Raw genomic sequence first — 21,111 nt, forward strand, 5'->3', positions numbered from 1 at the left:
CATGTTGGTTTTGGTCATCGGGGTCTCCGTGTGGTTCGTGGTTGAAGCGGTCAAACTCCACCTCGACCATACACCTCGATGGCCACCCGGGATTACACCGTTGGCGGTGCGGAAATTACACCACGTGCTCGGACACTAACGAAAAGCAAACGACCCTTCGTCGAGCAACTCGAACCGGCTGGTCCGGTAGAAGATGGGCTGGGTCATCGGACAATAGGTCCAATCTCCGCGCGCAGCGAAACTGTATTCGGGGTTCCGTTCGAGCAGATAGTCACGGGCCAGATTAAACTCATCACCATTTTCGGCGGCAAAACTCTCCATCTCCTGAAAGGTGATAATGTCGGGCGCGATGGCGCGGAACGCAGTGTTCAGCGGCTCTTTGCGGCGGTGCCAATCCTCGATCGACCACTGTCCGGTTTCTTCCTGTAGCTTGATGTAGTGCACATTATACGTAGCCAACCGTACGGATCCGTCCGGCTGTGGGGGAATCGGATGCTTCTCTGAATGAAGCCAGTGCGAACCTGCGATCAGTACCAAGAGCAAAACCAGTACTGCGAGAATCAGTCCTAAAGTCGAGATCATTATCCTACCCACTGCGATATCGGAACTTTCGGTGTCTCAACTACCCAGAGGGAATAGCGTTCCGACAAAATGCGTCTGCTTTTCCGAATGCTCTCAGGAAAATCATTCGGACAGCTGAAGAGTGACGAGCGGGCAAGAGAACGCCTTTTGGAGTATTGCAGGATAGACCTACGAATACGCCCATCAGGCTATTTTTTACAACTTAGTGGGATTATCGATACGTCTCGTTGGCGCTTTACGATCCAGCGGGCGTATCCGACCACTCTTCGGCCTTCTCCGGGTAGTCGAAAACGCATCCCTTCTGACCAATGGCGGTCAGGACGAAGCCCCAAAACCCCAGCAATATAAGGGTGTCCCGAATAAAAAGACATCGTCCGGGACAGGATCGGTTCGCTTGTACCGGTTCTCACCAGAGGGAAAATTCGGGGGACGTCATGTTCAGGACTGTTAAGAAGATCACTGCCAAAGCTACCATACTGTTAGCTGTGGTTGCAGGACTTGCAACGCCGGCCTTCGCTGCCAAGCCTCCTTCTGCGCGACACCTCGCGCAACTGTGCAGCCAACCTCCGATCGTGCAGGTCGTCGAGAATATTAAACCGGCACAGATTACCAAGTCGCAGCCTGCAAGTTTTAGCAAAAAGATCAGAGCAGGCTGGCGGATCCAAGGCCTGGCGGAACTCAAGCGTGCCTTCAAAGCGAATTTCCAGTGGGAAATGGTGAACACTAGTGCCGGCAGCTGCCTACGCATCAAAGCGATCCAAGTGCAAACCGGGGTGATCCAACCCAAGATCTGGATCAATCCGCGCATTCGCCGCAATAGCTGCGAATATCGCGTTACTCTTGGCCACGAGCAACAGCACGTGCAAAATCACAACACGTACATTCGGAGCTTCAGCAACGACCTGCGCCGCAATTTGGCCAGCCGCCTGCGCGGAAATGGTGGCATGGTGATCAAAGCTGGCAGCGACACCCGCGCGGTCAAAGACGCTTTGATGCAGCGGACCTTGAACGTTTTGCATCAAATCAACAACCAGCACGATGCCGTGGCAGACAACAAGGACCGCCGCATGGACACCGAGAGCAACTACCGCCGCGAATACAATATCTGCCGCTAAATCAAGGAACTACCCAAGGCTTCACCTTCCCTCGTACCAACGAAGCCAAAAGAGAAGCCCCGTCACGCAGAAGCGGACGGGGCTTTTTTCTGTACGCGAAAGGGCGAGCTTATTCAGGTAGCACCCGTACCGCGCCTTTGTCTGCTGACGACGCAAAGGTTGCATAGACCTTCAACGCCTGAGAGACACGGCGCTTCCGCAGCTCAACCGGTTTCCAGCCTGCTGCGTCCTGAGCCGTGCGGCGCGCGGCGAGTTCAGCTTCGTCCACAGCAAGATTGATGGTGCGGTTCGGGATGTCGATCTCGATGATATCGCCATCGCGCACCAGACCGATGGTGCCGCCGGCTGCCGCTTCGGGCGAAGCGTGGCCGATCGACAGACCCGAGGTGCCACCAGAGAAGCGCCCATCTGTGATCAGCGCGCAGTCTTTGCCCAAACCTTTGGATTTCAGGTAGCTGGTCGGATACAGCATTTCCTGCATGCCAGGGCCGCCCTTGGGGCCTTCGTACCGGATGACAACGACCTCACCTGCCTGAACCTTGTTGTTCAGAATGCCATAAACAGCTGCGTCCTGACTCTCGAACACTTTGGCAGGGCCAGTGAATTTCAGAATCGACTCGTCGACGCCTGCGGTTTTCACGATGCAGCCATCCAGCGCGATGTTGCCCTTCAGAACAGCCAGACCACCGTCCTCGGAGAACGGGGCTTCGGTCGAACGGATCACGCCGCCTGTACGGTCAGTATCCAGATCGGGCCATGTGCTGCTTTGGCTGAACGCGGTTTGGGTCGGAACGCCACCAGGCGCAGCAAGGAACAGCTCGCGCGCGGCGTTGTTCTGCGACACAGCGATATCCCACTGGTCAATTGCATCGCCAAGGGTCGGCGCATGCACGGTCGAACAGCTGCGGTCGATCAGACCACCACGGGCGAGTTCACCAAGAATACCGATGATGCCACCTGCGCGGTGCACGTCTTCCATGTGAACGTCCGCTTTGTTCGGCGCGACTTTGCACAGGCAAGGCACACGGCGCGACAGAGCGTCGATATCGTCCATGGTGAAGTCCACGCCGCCCTCAATCGCCGCGGCAAGGATGTGCAGAACCGTGTTGGTCGAACCGCCCATCGCTATGTCCAAAGCCATTGCGTTCTCGAACGCGGCTTTGGTGGCGATGTTGCGGGGCAGAACGCTGGTGTCGTTCTCGTCATAATAGCGCTTGGTAATCTCAACGATGCGGCGACCAGCCTCGAGGAACAAGTTCTTGCGCGCCGAGTGCGTTGCGAGGGTCGAGCCGTTGCCAGGCAACGACAGGCCCAAGGCTTCGGTCAAACAGTTCATTGAGTTCGCAGTAAACATGCCAGAGCACGAACCACAGGTCGGGCAAGCCGCTTCTTCGATCTTGGCCAGGTCGGTGTCGGATACCTTGTCGTCGGCAGCGGCGACCATTGCATCCACGAGGTCCAGCGCAACGGTACGACCATCATCCAGCGTGACCTTGCCCGCTTCCATCGGACCGCCCGAGACAAAGATCGCAGGGATGTTCAGGCGCATCGCAGCCATCAGCATACCAGGCGTAATCTTGTCACAGTTCGAGATACAGACCATGGCGTCTGCGCAATGCGCGTTCACCATGTATTCAGTGCTGTCCGCAATAAGTTCGCGCGACGGCAGCGAATACAGCATCCCGTCATGGCCCATTGCGATGCCGTCATCCACCGCGATGGTGTTGAACTCTTTCGCGATACCACCAGCGGCCTCGACTTCGCGTGCAACAAGTTGGCCCAAATCCTTCAGGTGGACGTGGCCGGGCACGAACTGAGTAAAACTGTTGACGATCGCAATGATCGGCTTGCCAAAGTCGGAGTTTTTGACACCGGTGGCACGCCAGAGGCCACGGGCCCCTGCCATGTTACGGCCGTGGGTTGTTGTACGTGAACGATATGCGGGCATGTCTTTCGCTTTCAGTCTGGCTATCGCACAGACACCTGCACCCCGCAGACGGAAAAATCAACCACAGGCGGGCGGTCTCACGCGCAAATTACGTGGATCTCGTCGATTTTCTTTTCCAAAAGTTGCGCTGCGCCGCAGAAAGCCGACACATTCTTAATCCAGATATGATGGCAATCACTTTCAAAAAACCACTGCACCAACAGGACTATATGTCGTTTTGCTGTGTGCAAATATGCAAATTCACATTCAAATAAATCTGTCACAATTGAAACTATCGAGCTATGCTACCGTTTAAATACAGTAATGAGTTCGAACACTCCTTCTAACTAGTTTCGACACTCATCTGCAAATAACATACTGGGAAGCTGGCTATGAAACTGCCTAATAGCGTGTTCCCTAAAGAGTCTCTATTTTCGATCCTCAACGCCACACGGCAAGGCTTACTTCGAGGTGCGCTGATTGTAGCAACGGCCATTTCGTTTGTGCAAACTTCGACCTCAGCGAGCGCGGCACCACGCCTTAGCACATCGCTCGCACGCCAATGTGCACAGCCGCCAAAGCTCGTGATTTCAGCGCCGTCGACCGCCCCGCAAATCGTTAAAAAACGGCCACTTAGAGCACAATCGGCGCTGAGGGCGGGATGGGCGATTCAAGGTCTAACCCGATTTGATCGTGACGTTCACACCTCGATCAAATGGGAAAAGCTGCGAGACAGAACTGGCGCATGTCTCCGCATCCACACGCTCAAGATTGAGATCGGAAACGAAGATATTCAGATTTGGCTCTCACCTAGCCTTGATCGAAATGCCTGTTTGAAAAAAGTCGTGTTGGCACATGAACTCAGACACGTACGCCACCATAAAGAGTACGTATATGGCCTGCAAAAGAAACTAAGGTACAATTTAAAAGCTTATTTAGCAGGGCGTACATATAAAAGCACCTACCCTAACGCTTCAGACCGGCTCTTGAAAAATGAACTGAGCCGTACGGCGAAACTTGCAGTGCTTAAATTGCACCATCCGTTTGCAAATACAGCAAGGCAGCGTGATCGCGCGATGGATACGCCGCAAGCCTACGCCAAGGAACTGGCGAAATGCGGGCTATGAACTAACGGGCGGTGCCTGTGCACCGCCCGTTTGGCATTAGAAGTCCAGATTCTCGACGCTAAGTGCGTTCTGTTGGATGAACTCGCGACGCGGTTCGACAACATCACCCATCAGCTTGGTAAACAGATCGTCGGCTTCGGCCACGTCGTCGATCTTTACCTGCAAGAGGGTCCGCGCATTTGGGTCCAGAGTGGTTTCCCACAGCTGCTCGGGGTTCATCTCACCCAGACCTTTATAGCGCTGTAGCGAGAGGCCTTTCTCGCCTTCGCTCAGGATCGCGTGCAACAGGTCAAGCGGACCGTAGATCATTTGCGACCGCTCTTTGCGCCATAGCTTTGCGGGCTTGCCGTACACGTCCTGCATCGACTCGGTCATGGAACCGACGCGGCGCGCCTCGCCCGACCGCAAAACGGGGCCATCGAGTGTCCGCGCCTCTTCGACACCGCGCAAAATGCGGCTCAGGCGCATACCACGGTCCTGCGTCGGGCGCCCCTGCCATCCACGCTCGTATTCCAGCGCAATCATGTCCAGACGCGCCGCCACGGTGTCACACATGCCCTGCAGGTCCGCATCAATCGCTCCTGGGACAAACGCCCCAGCGATCGCCGCTTGTTCCAGAATGTGGCGCGGATAATGGGTCGGGAAGGCATCGAGGATGCGCTTGACCGAACGGGCTTCTTCGACGACGCGAACCAAATCCTGCCCCACGATCTCTTCGCCGTTGCCCATGCGCAGGCTCGCGCCATCGACGCCCTGCTGGATCAAGTAATCCTCCAGCGCGGGATGATCCTTGAGGTAAACCTCTGATTTACCACGCGCCACTTTGTAGAGCGGTGGCTGCGCGACATACAAGAAGCCGCCCTCAATCAATTCTGGCATCTGGCGGTAGAAGAACGTCAGCAATAGCGTCCGGATGTGCGCACCGTCAACGTCCGCGTCGGTCATAATGACGATCTTGTGGTACCGCAGTTTGTCGATGTTGAACTCGTCACGGCCGATGCCAGTGCCAAGCGCCATCACAAGGTTACCAATTTCCTGACTGCCAAGCATACGATCAAAACGGGCACGTTCGACGTTCAGGATTTTACCGCGCAAAGGCAGGATCGCCTGCGTGCCGCGGTCCCGACCTGTTTGTGCAGAACCGCCCGCCGAGTCACCCTCCACCAGGAAGAGTTCAGTTTTGGCCGGATCTTTTTCCGAACAATCCTTGAGCTTACCTGCGAGGAAGTTCACATCCATCGCGGTCTTGCGGCGTGTCAGTTCGCGCGCCTTGCGGGCTGCCTCACGTGCCAAAGCCGCCTCAATAATCTTGCCCACAACTTGCTTGGCAATGTTCGGGTTTTCCTCGAACCATTCGGCCAGCTTTTCGTTCATCAGGCTCTCGACCGCGGGACGCACTTCGGAGCTGACCAGCTTGTCTTTGGTCTGCGAGCTGAACTTCGGGTCCGGCACTTTGACCGACAAAACAGCCGTCAGACCTTCGCGCGCATCATCCCCAGAGAAGGTCACTTTCTCTTTTTTGGCGATGCCAGAGGTCTGCGCATAGCTGTTGATGGTCCGCGTCAGGGCACCACGAAAGCCAGCCATGTGGGTGCCGCCATCGCGCTGAGGGATGTTGTTGGTAAACGGCAACACCATCTCGTTGTAGCTGTCGTTCCACCACATCGCGACTTCGACGCCGATGCCATCCTTTTCACCGGTCATAAAGATCGGCTCTTCGATCATCGAGGTCTTGCTGCGGTCCAGGTATTTCACGAACTCGCGCACACCGCCTTCGTAGAAAAGCTCGGTCCGCAGAGGCTCCGCAGGACGCTCGTCCTCTAGGATGATCCGCACACCAGAGTTCAAGAACGCCAGTTCGCGCAGACGGGTTTCCAGCGTTTTAAAGACATAGTCCAGGTTCGAGAACGTGTCGGTCGAGGCTAGGAACCGCACCTCGGTACCCTTCTGACCATCGGCATCGCCAACCACACGCAGATGCTCGGCAGTCTCGCCGCGCACGAACTTGGCGTAGTGCTCTTTGCCATTCCGCCAGATGCGTAATTCTAACCAATCGGACAGAGCGTTCACGACCGAAACACCCACGCCATGCAGGCCGCCGGACACCTTGTAAGAATTGCTATCAAACTTACCACCAGCGTGCAGCTGGGTCATGATAACTTCGGCCGCGCTCACGCCTTCTTCGGCATGCATATCGACGGGAATTCCGCGCCCATTGTCACGGACAGAAACTGAATTGTCGGCATGAATTTTCACGTTCACCGCGGTCGCGTGACCGGCTAACGCTTCGTCAATGCCGTTGTCCACGACCTCGTACACCATATGGTGCAGACCGCTGCCGTCATCGGTGTCCCCGATATACATGCCAGGCCGCTTGCGAACAGCATCCAAGCCCTTGAGAACTTTGATAGAATCGGCGCCGTATTCTTCCGGTCGCTGAGTGGTATCGGACATGCAGGGTTCCCCTTGTTCTTTGTCCTAGGTTTTACAAGTTCTTGGGAGGAATGTCACGCAAATGACCAATATATTGCGCTACAGGAGGGGAATCACACAGCCGACCAAAATGAGCAATGCACCCGCAATCTGGTTGGTCCGTTTTAACGCTTCGGGGCTCTGCAACAGGCGGCGCGCGCGCCCGACACAAGCAGCCAGAATCAGATTCCCCGCTAACGGCACGATCGCCGAAACCGCGCAAACCGCGACGATGTCCCAAGCGGTGATCCCAGACAGATCAAAGAAGCCCGGTAGCATCCCCATGTAAAACAGAATTGCCTTCGGGTTCCCCAGAATCGCGGCCAAGCCAGCGACAAAACCGGCCCAAACACCGGGACGGGTCAACCGGCTGTCAGCACTGAGCAGGGTATCGGCTTTGCGGATCAGGCCAACACCCATCAGGACAAACACAACCGCCGCCACATAGCGCAGCGCAATCAGCAAACCGTCATATGTCTGCACGACCCAAGCGACCCCGAGAATGGCCAAGAGCGGCCACACGATGTCGCCGATCACCACACCCAAAGCCAACGGCCATGCTGCATGAAAACCGCCTGACAACGCCCTTGCGACCATCGCGACCCACACGGGCCCGGGGGTCAAAAACAGCACAAGCAGAGCACCTGCGTAAAGCAGCAGGTCAACAATCGTCAAACTCATGCAAGGCGGCCTTGGTCATCCAACTGCCAAAAGGGATTCATGGCGTACTCCCAGACGTGCCCGTCCGGATCGGCAAATGTCCCCGAGTATCCGCCCCAGAATACCTTCTCAGGGGCTTTGCACACAGTCGCTCCAGCGGTGATCGCCGCGTCAAAAGCGGCATCAACCTCTGCCTCGGTCCCGAAATTCTGCGCCAGCGTCATGGCCCCGTTTCCCAACTCTGCCGCGCTGCGATCCAAATCCTTAGCCAAACTGGACAAATCATACAGCCCGAACTTGGCCCCACCCATGTCGTAGAAGCACACCATTGGAGGCGACTCTTCTTCGACCCAACCAAGATCAGCATAGAATTTCCGAGAGCGCTCCAAATCCGACACTCCCAGAGTGATCAGCGTTACCCTATTCGCTTTCATTGAAAATACCTTTCCTCAATATGGCTGATTCCAGCCTCTTCGCCGACCTCGAAATACTGCGCACGATCGCCAAATTCCGTAAACAATTCCGGTCCGGTCCCGGTCATCCAGGCCTGAGCCCCAAGGGCGCAGACTTCGTCGTACAAGGCCGCCCGACGGTTCGCATCCAGATGCGCCGACACCTCGTCAAGCAGCAGAATCGGCGGCGCCCCAAAATCATGCGCCAAGGCGCGCCCATTCGCCAATATCAAGGAAATGAGCAGTGCCTTCTGTTCTCCGGTCGAACAGTCCTTGGCTGCCACGGACTTGGCAGCATAGGTGCCCTCCAGATCCGTGCGATGCGGCCCCACAAGCGTTCGGCCCGCCATCAGGTCGCGCCCGCGGCTTTCGGCAAAAGCCGACGACAAATCCTCTGGCGCGAGTTCCTCTGCCTCGACCAATTCCAAATCAGCCACAGGAAACGCAGTCCCGGCCTCTTGTTGTGCAGCGGAAACACGGGCAAGCGCCAGACTCCGATTCATCATGATCTGAGCCCCAGCTTCGGCCATCTGCACCTCCAAGGCGCTGTACCAATATGCGTCGCGCTTCTGGTCTTTGAGCAAACGGTTCCGCTCACGCATTGCCTTTTCGTAAACCAAAGAAGCCTCGGCATGGGCGGGAAAAAAGCTCATCACCATCCTATCCAGAAACCGGCGACGCCCCTCCGCTCCTTCGATCCACAATCGATCCATTGAGGGCACAAGCCACAGGACCCGCCCGATCTGCCCCAAAGCCAGTTGCGCAGCATTCTTGTCATTTAGCTTCAGCTGCCGTGCCGCTCCCTTGTCCGACCATATTTCAATCTCATGGTGGTCATCTCCATGCTCCATCGCACCAAATAGCTTCCATCCCAACGCCTCGGGCCGGCGGGACATCTCTTCCGCACTGGCGCGCCGCATCCCACGCCCCGGAGAAAACAGCGAAACAGCCTCTAGAATATTCGTTTTGCCCGCCCCGTTCGCGCCGAACAAAGCTACCGGCCGCCCATCACAAAACATTTCCGCCCGCCGATGCGAACGAAAATGAGACAACCGCAAATGACTGAGGAATAAGCCCTTCATCCTGGCCCTAAATACCCCCGCCGGAGGCACCGCCGGGCCACAAGGCCCGGGAAATACAGTGCGAGGCCCCGCAGGGCCTCGCTCATTCGGATCAGACGCGCATCGGCATCACGACATAGATCGCCGAGGTATCATTCCCCTCACGCATCAATGTAGGATCGCCCGATGAGTTGAACATGAAGACCGCATTCTCTCGGTCCACTTGGCTCGCGATTTCGAGCAGGTATTTGGCGTTAAACCCGATCTCCAGTCGTTCGTCGGCGTAGGCAACCACCAGTTCCTCTTCCGCAGCGCCACTGTCAGGTGCGTTCACGGACAGGACCAACTTGTCTTCTTCCAACGCCAGCTTGACCGCACGAGACCGTTCACTGCTGACTGTCGCCACACGGTCGACAGCCTTGGCAAAATCACCTGCATCGACTTCCATACGGCGTGTATTCCCCATTGGGATCACGCGCGTGTAGTCGGGGAATGTGCCGTCGATGACCTTCGACGTCAGGGTGATTGTCGGGGTTGCAAAACGCACCTTGGTTTCCGAGACGGACACGGTGATCTCTGCCTCGTCATCATCGAGCAGCTTCCGCAGTTCGCCCACAGTTTTGCGCGGGACAATCACGCCGGGCATCGCCTCGGCATCTGCAGGCAGAGTCGCGTCGATTCGCGCCAAGCGGTGACCGTCCGTGGCGACGCAACGCAGAACACGGCCTTCTTCGCCTTCGGACACGTGCATGTACACGCCGTTTAGGTAGTACCGTGTCTCTTCGGTCGAGATAGCAAATTTCGACTTATCAAACAGGCGGCGCAGAACAGGCGCGGGCGCGGCAAAGGTCGTCTGGTATTCAGACGACGCCATGACCGGAAAGTCTTCCTTGGGCAGTGTCGCGAGCGAGAACATAGAACGTCCCGCTTCGACTGTCAGGCGCCCTTTCCCCGCGTCATCGGTCAGCGTGACCAACGCACCGTCAGGCAGCTTGCGCACGATTTCGTGCAAAGTCACAGCCGACACAGTGGTCGATCCAGCTTGCTCTACTTGTGCAGGCGCTTTGTCCACGACCTCGATATCCAGATCAGTCGCGCGAAACGAGACGGTGCTCTCGGACGCTTCGATCAGGACGTTCGCGAGGATCGGGATGGTGTTGCGGCGTTCGACAACCGACTGAGCCTGCGCCACTGCTTTGACCAGGACACCCCGTTCGATGCTGAATTTCATTCCCTCGCTCCTGTCGTTGTCGGGAGCGGTAAGGTACCGTAAATGGCAAGCCGCTCAACCCTTTTTTAGATTTCTCCAAGGGTTTGAGCGGCCCGTCAAGGGTTCCTCGCAATTACGCTTCCAATGCGCGGCGCAAAAGCTCCAGATCTTCGGCCATTTGGTGGTCTTTGATCTTTAGTTCTTCGATCTTGCGAACGCCGTGCATCACTGTGGTATGGTCGCGACCACCGAAACGACGCCCGATTTCAGGCAAAGAACGGGTGGTCATCTGTTTGCACAAATACATCGCCACCTGACGAGGACGGGCAAAACTGCGCACGCGCTTCGGCCCGATCATATCGCTGAGACGGATGTTAAAGTGCTCGGCCACTTTGCGCTGAATCTCTTCGACGGTGATCTTGCGATCGCTGGCGCGAAGGACGTCAGCCAAACAGTCCTGTGTCAATTCAAGCGTAATCTCGCGGCCCACCAGAGACGCGAAAGCGAACAGACGGGTCAGCGCGCCCTCAAGCACACGGACGTTCGTCGAAATGCGGTGCGCCAGGAATTCCAGAACACCGGGGGCGATCTGCAACTCGGGGTACTGGAGTTTATATGCGTCGACCTTGGACTGCAGGATGCCAAGTCGCAGTTCGTAGTCGGTCGGATGCAGATCAACGACCAGACCACACTGAAGGCGGCTTTTGATCCGGTCTTCCAGATCTTTTATCTCGCCCGGAGCGCGGTCCGCTGAAATGATGATCTGCTTGTTCTGATCCACAAGCGCATTGAACGTGTGGAAGAACTCTTCTTGGGTCGAGTCTTTGCCCGCAATAAACTGAACGTCGTCGACCATCAGAACGTCAACCGAGCGGAACAGCTCTTTGAAGTCCATCATCTTGCGGTCACGCAAAGCCTGAACAAAGCGGTACATAAATTGCTCTGCGGACAGGTACACCACATTCAGGTGCGGGGATTTCAGGTGTAACTCCCATGCAATCGCGTGCATGAGGTGGGTTTTACCAAGACCAACACCACCGTACAGGAACAGCGGGTTAAAGCTAACGGGGCCACCTTCGGCCACACGGCGGGCAGCGGCGTGGGCCAGTTCGTTCGGCTTGCCAACAACAAAGCGGTCAAAGCTGAAACGCGCATCCAAAGGCGCACCGGGCAGATCCATATCACCGGGGCGGTCGGCCGACACGGGAGATTCGACTTTGTTCGCTGCCGCTACGGTTGCCGCACTGGCTGCAGCCTGCGCCTTGGCCTGCTGACGCGATGCAACGACGAACTGGATACGGCGCACAGCGACGCCCGCAGAGTTCATCGAAGACAAAATCGTGTCCGCGTAATTTTGCGTTAAGTAATTGCCCATAAAGTTTGTGGGCACATTGAAGGTCGCAATACCATCAGTGAGGCTTTGGAACTGAAGGGGCTCGATCCAGGCAGTAAAGTTGTTTTGCCCCAATACTTGCCGAAGATCCTGACGGATCTGGCCCCATTGTTCTTGCGTCATTCTTCCCGCTCCAAGTCTTGCCGTCTAACTCGACGATCTCATTTGACACGCACACCACTTGCCTGCGCCTACAGGCAAATCGTTAACAAAACGTCACACCTCTTAACCTGCTACCAACAGACAAAAGGGGACTGTCCCGAGACACACACGTTTCTCGGACACACTTTTTAAAACAGTCGTCATGCTCAGAAGAACAGGGCAAAAGGAAACCGTCAGCACCAACAAAATTGGTGCGGTTTCAACTCTCGCATCTTGTTAGAAGATGCCTACCTCTGTTCCCCCAGGGCGATGTGACTCGCATGGATAACTTACCAACTGGGCCAACAGGGCGGCAACTGATCTTCGCTCTTGACGCTCAGATTCCCAAAAAGAATCCCTAGAATCGGCCACAACGTTGATTTTAAACGAAAAAGGGCATCACCGAAGTGATGCCCTTTTGTCAGTCAGACTTTCTGACTAATTATGCGATCGCTTTGACCCGAGCCGACAGACGCGACATTTTGCGTGCTGCGGTATTCTTGTGCACGAGGCCTTTGGTGACACCGCGCATCAGTTCGGGTTGTGCAGCGCGCAGCGCAGTCAGAGCTGCTTGCTGGTCGCCCGATGCGATGGCCTCTTCGACCTTGCGCAGGTAGGTCCGGATCCGCGAGCGGCGGGCCTTGTTAACGGCAAAGCGCCGTTCGTTCTGGCGGGCGCGCTTTTTGGATTGAGGCGTGTTTGCCATGTTGTCTCGGTCCTGTGCTTAGGATGAATTCGTGTAGGAGCGCTCTATAAGGGGCGACTCGCTTGTGAGTCAACGGGGCATCTGTGGAAAAGTGCCCCGAAGCCCGTTTTTCTTAGCGGTCGCGGAACTGCGGCTCGCGCTTTTCAAGGAAAGCGGACATGCCTTCCTTCTGATCTTCGGTCGCGAAAAGGCCGTTGAACAGGCGACGTTCAAACTGAATCCCTTCGGCCAAAGTTGTTTCGAAGCTGCGGTTAACCGCCTCTTTGGCAGCCAGCACGCTGATCATCGACTTCTCGGAGATCTTGTTGGCGGCACTCATAGCCTCTTCCTTTAGCTTCTTGGCGGGCACCACACGGCTTACCAACCCTGAACGCTCTGCTTCTTCGGCGTCCATGAAGCGGCCAGTCATGTGCATATCCATCGACTTGGCCTTGCCGACCGCGCGCGTCAGACGCTGGGTGCCGCCGATTCCCGCAATGACGCCAAGGTTAATCTCGGGCTGGCCGAACTTGGCGTTATCTCCGGCAATGATGAAATCGCACATCATCGCGAGCTCACACCCGCCACCCAGCGCATAGCCGGACACTGCAGCGATGACAGGCTTGCGGGTCTTGGTGATCTTGTCGCCTTCGGTCCCAAAGAAATCGGACATGTACATGTCGACGAAAGACATCTCAGACATTTCCTTGATGTCGGCGCCGGCAGCGAATGCCTTTTCCGAACCAGTGATGACGATGCAGCGCACCTTGTCGTTCTGATCCGCTTCGGCCAGTGCCGTGGCGAGCTCCCCGAGAAGCTGGCTGTTCAGCGCATTCAGCGCTTCGGGCCGGTTCAGGGTGATCAGTGCCACATGATCGTCGATATCGACGATGATCGTTTCAAAGGCCATTAACCTCGTCCCGTGTTACTTCGATCAGACCGATTCCTTAACAGTGTGAGCCGCTCGATCAAGTTATCTTTGACATGTCGGGCAGTAGAAGCTGGACCGCCCCGACTGCACGATTCGACGGATTTCAGCTTCGCACTCTTGGGTTTTGCAGGTCATCCCCTCTCTGCCGTAGACATCGAAATTGTGTTGAAAATAACCCAGTTCGCCGTCTGCTTGCCTGAAATCCCGCAGTGAAGAGCCCCCTGCAGCGATTGCTTCTTCCAGCACTTGGCGGATGATCGGCACCATGGATCTGACGCGACGTTCCGAAATCGCACCCGCCTGCCGCGCAGGATGAATCCCAGCGCGATATAACGTTTCACAGACGTATATGTTACCCAGACCCGCCACAATTTTCTGATCCAAAAGGCCAGATTTAATGGGCATTTTCCGACCCTTCAGGCGCGCGACCAGATGCTCATCGGAGAAGCTATTCCCCAAGGGTTCAGGCCCCAGTCCTGCCAACCATTTGTGAGAAGCGACCTCTGGCGTGGGGGCCAGATCCATCGCCCCGAACCGCCGCGCATCGTTGAACGTGATCCGCGCGCCGCCCACCATATTGAGGACAACGTGATCGTGCTTTTCCGGCGCGGGGTGCGGGTGGGCAAAGGCACCAACTTGCGCGCCAGAGATCAGCATACGTCCCGACATCCCTAGGTGAATCAGCAGGGTCTCACCGCCTTCCAGATCACACAGAATGTATTTCGACCGCCGCCGCAGCCCCAGAACACGCTGGCCAGTCAAACGCTCCGACATATTTGCTGGCAAGGGCCAGCGCAAATCGGGACGGTTCACCTGCGCATATTCGATGACGGTGTCGGTCATCACAGGCTCCAACCCGCGACGGACTGTCTCGACTTCGGGTAATTCGGGCATTGAGTCGCTCCTTCTTGGCGGGGGCTGCATTGTATCGGCCCCGCAGCGCTCTATAAGAAGGGGCAGTAACAAGGACGATCAAGACCCATGAGTACTGAAGACACCCAAGGCACCACCCATTTCGGCTTCCAGACCGTGAACGAAAGCGAAAAGGCAGGACGTGTGCAGGGCGTCTTTAACTCGGTCGCCTCCAAGTACGATATCATGAACGACGTCATGAGTATGGGCATCCACCGCGTCTGGAAGGATGCGATGATGGATTGGCTGGCACCGCGGCCCAACACGCGCCTGCTGGATGTGGCCGGCGGCACCGGCGATATCTCGTTCCGCTATCTGAAGCGCGCAGGCAACGCTCATGCCACCGTACTGGACCTGACAGAGCCCATGCTGGTCGAGGGCCGCAAACGCGCGGACGCCGAAGCCATGTCGGAGTCGCTAGACTGGGTCGTCGGTGACGCGATGAAACTGCCGTTCGAAGCGAATACTTTTGACGTCTACACGATTAGCTTTGGCATCCGAAACGTCACCCGCCCCCAAGAGGCGCTGAACGAAGCCTACCGCGTTCTGAAACCGGGCGGGCGCTTGATGGTGCTGGAATTCAGTCAGATCCCGAACGATTCGATGCAGTGGGTGTATGATCGCTATTCGTTTAACGTGATTCCGCGGATGGGCCAGATGATCGCGGACGACTTTGACAGTTATCAATATCTGGTAGAGTCGATCCGTAAATTCCCTGACCAAGACACATTCCTTGGTATGGTGCGCAAAGCAGGCTTTGGAAACGCGAAGTACCGAAACCTGTCGATGGGCATCGCTGCCCTCCACTCGGGCTGGAAGATCTGATCAATGCGCGGTCCTCACAATATCCTTCGCCTGATCCGCACTGGTGCGACACTGGAGCGTACTGGCGCCATGGGGTTCATTCTAGACGAGATGAATGCGCCCAATGCGTTGCGCGTCGTTCTGCGAACCTTGGCTTGGCCCTTCCGCTGGCTGGGTGAAGAAGGTGATCCCAACATGCCCCCTGCGCCCCGCGCGCTGAATGCACTGGGGCCCGCCTATATCAAATTCGGCCAGATTCTTTCAACGCGACCCGATGTGGTCGGGGCCGAAGTCGCCGTGCAACTACGTGTTCTACAGGACAAACTGCCGCCTTTCCCCATCGAAACCGCCAAGAAAATGGTGCACGAGGAGCTGGGGCAACCGGTCGAAGAAATTTATTCAGAGTTCAGCGAGCCGCTGGCGGCTGCTTCGATCGCGCAAGTCCACAAAGCGCGCCTGTCCGAAACCGGCGAAGAAGTTGCTGTAAAAGTCCTGCGTCCCAACGTCGAACGCGCCTTCCGCCGAGACATCGACGCATTTTATTTCGCCGCAAAGGTCATCGAGTTGCTCTCTCCGTCCTCGCGCCGCTTGCGCCCAACTGACGTGGTTGCGCATTTCGAAGGCGTGGTCATGGGCGAACTGGACCTGCGTCTGGAATCGAGCGCAGCCTCGGAATTTGCAGACAATACCAAAAATGACGCGGGCTTCACCCTGCCTCAGGTCAAATGGGCCTATTCTGGACGCCGTGTGATGACCATGGGCTGGGCCGAGGGTGTGTCTTTGGGAGACACCGCAGCAATTGATGCGGCCGGGCACGACAGGCATGCGCTGGGAGCAAGAGTTCTACAACTGTTCCTGAACCACGCCCTTCGCGATGGCTATTTCCATGCGGACATGCACCACGGGAACCTCAAGGTCGCGCCGAATGGGGACATTATCGCATATGATTTCGGGATCATGGGTCATATCGACGAATACACGCGTCGAGTCTACGCCGAGATTCTGTACGGCTTTATTCGCAAGGACTACCGCCGCGTCGCCGAAGTGCATTTCGAAGCAGGTTATGTCCCTGCCGACCGAGAAGTCGAGGAATTCGCCCGAGCCCTTCGTGCCGTTGGAGAGCCGATTTTCGGCATGGACGCGACACGTATTTCGATGGCCAAACTTCTGGCATATCTGTTCGAAGTCACCGAACGCTTCGGAATGGAGACGAGAACCGAGTTGATTTTGCTGCAACGGACGATGGTCGTGGTCGAAGGTGTCGCACGCTCTTTGGACCCCCACATCAATATCTGGGAAGTCGCCCGCCCTGTTGTCGAAGACTATATCAAAACGAATCTGGGCCCCAAAGCTGCCGCCCGCGATCTCCTTCGGACTGCCAAAGTTCTAGGTCGTTTCGGGCCGCGCCTGCCTGGGCTCGTCGAAGCCATGCTTGTTGCGCAGTCAAACCCGCGGCCAGTACCGACGCCCCGCAAACGAGTCTGGGATATTCTGCTAGGCGGCGCTCTTGGGACATGCACCGTCGTGGCCATCTGGGCTGCCACGAGCATCCACTAGCGGATCGCGGTGACCTCTGTCTCGTAAACAGAGGAACCACCCTCCAATGTCAGTTCCACACCGGAATCGGCCAGTGTCACTTGGTTCACGGCCCCCCATGTCTGCGCCGAATTTGTCGCACTGAGGGCCCCATCCGTGTAGCTCTCGACTGCGAAACTGTAGGTTCCATCGCCCAACTGCCCGTTTTCATCAGTCATTCCTGACCATTGGATTGCCTCCGGAGCCCCGCTCAACGCTCTTCGACCCACTTCGGCACCAGTGTCATCGCGGATCACCAAAACATGGCTTTCGGCCGTCAGGTCATAGCTCGGGATGATCTCGATGGTTCCGCCGTCGTAGTGCGTCGCGGCACTTGTCAGTACAGAACGTCCGATCAGTCGTGCCTGACCGGCAAGGCCCGAAGCGCTCAGGCTATCAGTTAGCTCTTGAAGATACTCATTTGACAAAACCTGCTGTTCCACCTGCGAGAACGCAGCGAGTTGCACCGCAAAATCAGTGGACTCTACAGGGTTCAGCGGGTCCTGATTCTGCATCTGGACGGTCATCATTTTCAGGAAGGTTTCGAAGTCAGATGAAAGACCACTTTCCGACGTAGTGCTACTGGTTGTTGTGGTTGCTTGTGTTGAAACGGCGCTGGTTACACTACTGACGGTCATCGTTAAGCCTTGATATCTAGGGATCCCGAAGGACTAATTTGCGTTGGACGAGAGAATTCATTCGCGACGTCTAGCGGCTCATCCCCGGACGTTTGGACACGCATAGCTTTGCCCTGACGCGCGCTGTTCTGGCGCTCTCTCCCGCTCTGCTCAAACCCTCCGGATTCGAAACGGAATCGGGGCTGAGAATCTTGGCCTGTGCGCTGATCTAAGGAAGCCTGTTCCAGGTGCCGCCTGATCTGATCGATTGTTTCGGGCTTTTCTGCCTCGACAATAACCGACATGCCTTGGGCATCTTGCTTGAAAATGAGCTTCATCCGGCCCAAGTCCAACGGCTGCAATTCGACTTCGATTTTGCTTTCCAACCCCGAGGCTACAGCGACCTGAACGACTTCTTTCACCTGTGGTAGGGTCAAGCTCACCTTCGCGGCGCGCATGGGCGTACTCGTTAACTCTTGGGTGACCGTGCTTTGCCGTACTTCGCTCGCGGTGTTCACGGCGATCGCGCTGGCCTCTTCGCCAAACCCGCCAGAGGCGGTGATACTCGGAGCGGAAGGCGGGAGACCGCCGTTAGCTGCTTCACTCGGTGAGTCTTGTGACATCACCACATCTTTTTTAATTCTTGCCGACTCAAACGCAGCGGGTTCAATCCGCGCAGTTGCAGTCTTCTGCAAGTCTTGCCCCGGCTTGCCAGATTCAGTCACCGCAATTGGTCGGATCGCGGCAAGATCAGATTGATCTGGAAGCTGCGCCGAGATCTCATTTGTCTGGTTGATGGTTTGTGCGCTTTTTCTAAGGTCGAGCGGATCGACTACTGCCTGCGCCTCACTCGCGCTTGGAAAATGTTCAGCTACGTTTTGGGCAGGAATTGGCTGGGTCGCGGCACGACTTTGCACTCGGACGTCCCGCTCGACAGCGCGAACAATCGACTCATCTTCTGACTCAAGTCGTGCAATTTCTTTCATTTCTTGGAGGGAATCACCCGCACGAAATTCCGAATCCTGCTCAATTGAAGCACCAGAACTCGCCGAACGCGTGGCTGGGTCTTCAGCATCAGAAAAAGCTATGTCGCCGGTCTGGATGCCCTGCTCGGGATGAGCCTGAAACAACTCAGCCGAATTGGCGGAAGACCCTTGATCACTGACCGGAGGCACCTGCTGTGCGTGCTGCGGCACAGCCTCGGCATTGACCTCGACTTCGCCTTTTGAGTCCAACAAGACCTCTTCTAAGATGGCAAGGTCACTCTCACCTTCTTCAGAAGATGCCTCTGGGAGCTCCGCCAAAACCGAGGTACTCGATTCCACCTCGTCCGCGTCCATGCTGGCAATGAGGTTTTCGAATGACTGCGGCGACTGCGCACTCTTGCCAGAAGGCACGCGGTCACTGCCCATGCCAGCCAAAGCCATCTGCAACAATGGTGAGATCATCCGTAACCTCCTGTGAGAAGTTCTCTGGATATCGAGGCAGGGTTACGACTTCTTTACCGCGTCCGCTCATTCTTTTCGAAAAATGAGGGCCATATGACTACCATCTCACAATTCACAGAAACGCCGCGCGTCCTAGAGATGCGAAAAACTGCGCAAAAGCTCGAAACGAGTTTCGCGACAGAAATGCTCAAGGCGGCAGGCGTCGGAAAACAGTTCAGCAACATGGGAGGGGGCATCGGTGAAGAGCAGCTGTCCAGTTTCCTGGTTGAAATGCAGGCAAACGCGATGGTCGAAGCCGGCGCATTCGGCCTCACCGAGGCGCTTTTGCAAAGTCTCATAAAAATGGACAATCAAAATGGCGAATGAACCAGATATTTTCGAAAAACTTGATACCGCGTTGAGAGCAGGAAACTTCGCCGCTCTCGAAGAACTCATTTCCGAGTTGGAAATTTATGACGAAAAGTTGGTCGGTAGCACCGAAGATGACCTGAAAACCGCCGCACATCGCAGCGCCCGAACTGCCCGTCTGCTCAAGGCATCACGGCTTGGTATTCTCGAAGCAAAAGAAATCCTGCGCGACATCCAAAACCCAGAGTCCCGGTTCGTCCTGTACCGCCCCAATGGTCAAAAACGGAATGTCATGGTTGGCAGCGGCGGCAAGTCCATTCGGGCTTGATTTGATTAAACCTCTAAGCACTCGGTGGTTTGTTTTCACCGCTTATTAGGAGTTGGCCCCCAGAACTGGACATGCATCGAGAGATGGCGCGGCGGCAACGTCGCAACTGTCAGAACGACATGGAACTGCCCGGAACGGGCGCATCGCAAAAGGCGCTAAAGCGCCTACATCATTAGGGAAAATCATGTCCAGCATCCTGACCAACTCCAGCGCAACCGTAGCTCTGCAGACCCTCAAGTCGATCAACAATGACCTGAACAAAGTACAAAGCGAAATCTCGACCGGTATGTCCGTCTCTTCGGCAAAAGATAACGCATCGGTCTTTGCAATTTCGAAAGTTATGGAAGCCGATGTGGCCGGCTTCGAGGCTGTTTCCGAATCGCTGTCGCTTGGCCAATCGACCGTCGCCGTCGCTGCAAGCGCAGCCGAGGAGGTGGGTGAACTTCTGAACGAAGTGAAAACCAAAATCGTCTCGGCCAACGAAGATAACGTTGATCGGAACAAGCTGAACACCGAAGTGCAGTCGCTGGTCGAGCAAATCACCGGCATCGTCGATTCTGCACAGTTTAACGGCTTGAACATTCTGGACGGCAGCAAAGATGGCAACGGTGGCTTTAGCGTTCTGTCTTCGTTGAACCGTAGCGCCGATGGCTCGGTAAGCTCTGGCACCATCAGCTTTGATCCCTCGCTGACCAATCTGTCGACCAGCAGCGGCACCGACCTCTCGGCGGGCACCAACCCTGCGACCACCCTCACTGTCCCTGCCACTTATGCAAGCGCGGATGTCGGACCTGACCAGTCGACCATTGCATCCATCACCGGGGCGAACGGATTTGGTCTGTCACAGGCTTCAGGTGCGAGCGCTCAGATGGTAATCGGTGACTTTGAACTTCTGGCGTCAAACGGCTCGTTGGGCGGTGGCGCCGCTCTGGCTGCGGGTGATGTGAACTTGGCAGCCGCGACTGCGAACGGTGGCCTGGTCGCTGGCGACAAAGTCTCGCTGACTTTGGGCAACACTGTTGCCACATACACCATCGGTGTCGGAGACCGTACCGAAGACATCGCGTCCGGTCTGCGCTCTTCGCTGATCGAAGCGGGTATCGATCAAGACCAGTTCACTCTGGACACCAACGACAGCGCCGGCTCTCTGACCATCAACAACAATTCAGAGCAGACCGTCAACGTGTCAACGGCGGAGTAAAATTCGGCCATTGTGGCGGAGCAAAAGTCGGCCAGTTTGGGGCGAGCGCCTTGGAGCGTGCGGCCCTCATATAGCAAGCCCGGTCCAAGGCGCATTGGCCGTCAGGCCAATTCTGTGAGGTT

The 21,111-nt window shown here is 56.3% G+C and carries 20 protein-coding genes; 7 read left to right on the forward strand and 13 right to left on the reverse strand.

Annotated elements, in window-relative coordinates; translation table 11 throughout:
* Window positions 1–135 precede the first annotated feature (135 nt).
* Window positions 136–582 (reverse strand): hypothetical protein, encoded by a 447-nt coding sequence (locus AB9K37_RS03215; protein WP_369835525.1) that lies wholly within the window; start codon window positions 580–582, stop codon window positions 136–138.
* A gap of 434 nt (window positions 583–1,016) precedes the next feature.
* Here AB9K37_RS03215 and AB9K37_RS03220 point away from each other — a divergent pair, with 434 nt between their 5' ends.
* The gene (locus AB9K37_RS03220; protein ID WP_369835526.1) at window positions 1,017–1,697 is read left to right on the forward strand and encodes a hypothetical protein; all 681 of its coding nucleotides are present in this window, start codon (window positions 1,017–1,019) and stop codon (window positions 1,695–1,697) included.
* A gap of 109 nt (window positions 1,698–1,806) precedes the next feature.
* Here the strand turns inward: AB9K37_RS03220 and ilvD are convergent, their stop codons facing one another.
* Window positions 1,807–3,645, reverse strand: a complete 1,839-nt coding sequence (ilvD, locus tag AB9K37_RS03225; RefSeq protein ID WP_369835527.1) for a dihydroxy-acid dehydratase — start codon at window positions 3,643–3,645, stop codon at window positions 1,807–1,809.
* Between the two features lie 371 nt (window positions 3,646–4,016).
* On the opposite strand from ilvD, the gene AB9K37_RS03230 reads away from it, so the two are divergent.
* Entirely contained in the window at window positions 4,017–4,751 is a 735-nt protein-coding gene (locus tag AB9K37_RS03230) for a hypothetical protein (protein WP_369835528.1), read from the forward strand.
* A 36-nt stretch (window positions 4,752–4,787) separates the two neighbouring features.
* Here the strand turns inward: AB9K37_RS03230 and gyrB are convergent, their stop codons facing one another.
* The 9 genes from gyrB to mutM all read right to left on the reverse strand — a co-directional run bounded on the left by gyrB (window position 4,788) and on the right by mutM (window position 14,650).
* On the reverse strand, window positions 4,788–7,205 hold the full coding sequence (gyrB, locus tag AB9K37_RS03235) for a DNA topoisomerase (ATP-hydrolyzing) subunit B (RefSeq protein WP_369835529.1): 2,418 nt from the start codon (window positions 7,203–7,205) through the stop codon (window positions 4,788–4,790).
* Between the two features lie 78 nt (window positions 7,206–7,283).
* On the reverse strand, window positions 7,284–7,904 hold the full coding sequence (locus AB9K37_RS03240) for a LysE family translocator (RefSeq protein WP_369835530.1): 621 nt from the start codon (window positions 7,902–7,904) through the stop codon (window positions 7,284–7,286).
* Window positions 7,901–8,317, reverse strand: a complete 417-nt coding sequence (locus tag AB9K37_RS03245; RefSeq protein ID WP_369835531.1) for a VOC family protein — start codon at window positions 8,315–8,317, stop codon at window positions 7,901–7,903. The genes AB9K37_RS03240 and AB9K37_RS03245 overlap by 4 nt, the downstream gene beginning before the upstream one ends.
* A complete protein-coding gene (gene recF / locus AB9K37_RS03250) occupies window positions 8,314–9,417 on the reverse strand; it encodes a DNA replication/repair protein RecF (protein ID WP_369835532.1) in 1,104 nt (367 codons plus the stop codon). Before recF ends, AB9K37_RS03245 begins: the two co-directional genes overlap by 4 nt.
* Window positions 9,418–9,508: 91 nt before the next feature.
* Window positions 9,509–10,627 carry a DNA polymerase III subunit beta gene (gene dnaN / locus AB9K37_RS03255; RefSeq protein ID WP_369835533.1) on the reverse strand — a complete coding sequence of 373 codons (1,119 nt, stop codon included), beginning with the start codon at window positions 10,625–10,627 and terminating at the stop codon, window positions 9,509–9,511.
* 112 nt (window positions 10,628–10,739) lie between these two features.
* A complete protein-coding gene (gene dnaA / locus AB9K37_RS03260) occupies window positions 10,740–12,122 on the reverse strand; it encodes a chromosomal replication initiator protein DnaA (protein WP_369835534.1) in 1,383 nt (460 codons plus the stop codon).
* Between the two features lie 460 nt (window positions 12,123–12,582).
* Window positions 12,583–12,846: a 30S ribosomal protein S20 gene (gene rpsT, locus AB9K37_RS03265; RefSeq protein ID WP_072709104.1), complete on the reverse strand. Its 264-nt coding sequence runs from the start codon at window positions 12,844–12,846 to the stop codon at window positions 12,583–12,585.
* Between the two features lie 112 nt (window positions 12,847–12,958).
* Complete coding sequence (locus tag AB9K37_RS03270) at window positions 12,959–13,735, reverse strand: enoyl-CoA hydratase (protein WP_369835535.1); 777 nt, start codon at window positions 13,733–13,735, stop codon at window positions 12,959–12,961.
* Between the two features lie 63 nt (window positions 13,736–13,798).
* Entirely contained in the window at window positions 13,799–14,650 is an 852-nt protein-coding gene (gene mutM, locus AB9K37_RS03275; protein WP_369835536.1) for a bifunctional DNA-formamidopyrimidine glycosylase/DNA-(apurinic or apyrimidinic site) lyase, read from the reverse strand.
* 87 nt (window positions 14,651–14,737) lie between these two features.
* Between mutM and ubiE the strand changes: the two genes are divergently transcribed.
* Both ubiE and ubiB read left to right on the forward strand, forming a co-directional pair.
* Window positions 14,738–15,493 carry a bifunctional demethylmenaquinone methyltransferase/2-methoxy-6-polyprenyl-1,4-benzoquinol methylase UbiE gene (gene ubiE, locus AB9K37_RS03280; protein ID WP_369835537.1) on the forward strand — a complete coding sequence of 252 codons (756 nt, stop codon included), beginning with the start codon at window positions 14,738–14,740 and terminating at the stop codon, window positions 15,491–15,493.
* A 3-nt stretch (window positions 15,494–15,496) separates the two neighbouring features.
* Window positions 15,497–17,029, forward strand: coding sequence for a 2-polyprenylphenol 6-hydroxylase (ubiB, locus tag AB9K37_RS03285; RefSeq protein WP_369835538.1), 1,533 nt, complete (start codon window positions 15,497–15,499; stop codon window positions 17,027–17,029).
* Here the strand turns inward: ubiB and AB9K37_RS03290 are convergent.
* Both AB9K37_RS03290 and AB9K37_RS03295 read right to left on the reverse strand, forming a co-directional pair.
* Entirely contained in the window at window positions 17,026–17,685 is a 660-nt protein-coding gene (locus AB9K37_RS03290; RefSeq protein WP_369835539.1) for a flagellar hook capping FlgD N-terminal domain-containing protein, read from the reverse strand. The two genes, ubiB and AB9K37_RS03290, sit on opposite strands and share 4 nt — an antisense overlap.
* A 2-nt stretch (window positions 17,686–17,687) precedes the next feature.
* Window positions 17,688–19,112 (reverse strand): hypothetical protein, encoded by a 1,425-nt coding sequence (locus AB9K37_RS03295; protein WP_369835540.1) that lies wholly within the window; start codon window positions 19,110–19,112, stop codon window positions 17,688–17,690.
* A 93-nt stretch (window positions 19,113–19,205) separates the two neighbouring features.
* Between AB9K37_RS03295 and AB9K37_RS03300 the strand changes: the two genes are divergently transcribed.
* The 3 genes from AB9K37_RS03300 to AB9K37_RS03310 all read left to right on the forward strand — a co-directional run bounded on the left by AB9K37_RS03300 (window position 19,206) and on the right by AB9K37_RS03310 (window position 20,989).
* On the forward strand, window positions 19,206–19,478 hold the full coding sequence (locus AB9K37_RS03300; RefSeq protein ID WP_369835541.1) for a chemotaxis protein chel: 273 nt from the start codon (window positions 19,206–19,208) through the stop codon (window positions 19,476–19,478).
* The gene (locus tag AB9K37_RS03305; RefSeq protein WP_369835542.1) at window positions 19,468–19,788 is read left to right on the forward strand and encodes a hypothetical protein; all 321 of its coding nucleotides are present in this window, start codon (window positions 19,468–19,470) and stop codon (window positions 19,786–19,788) included. The genes AB9K37_RS03300 and AB9K37_RS03305 overlap by 11 nt, the downstream gene beginning before the upstream one ends.
* A gap of 184 nt (window positions 19,789–19,972) precedes the next feature.
* Window positions 19,973–20,989: a flagellin gene (locus tag AB9K37_RS03310; protein ID WP_369835543.1), complete on the forward strand. Its 1,017-nt coding sequence runs from the start codon at window positions 19,973–19,975 to the stop codon at window positions 20,987–20,989.
* Window positions 20,990–21,111 lie beyond the last annotated feature (122 nt).

It is taken from the genome of Donghicola sp. XS_ASV15 (assembly GCF_041224595.1).
In the GTDB taxonomy this organism is placed as follows: Bacteria; Pseudomonadota; Alphaproteobacteria; order Rhodobacterales; family Rhodobacteraceae; genus Donghicola.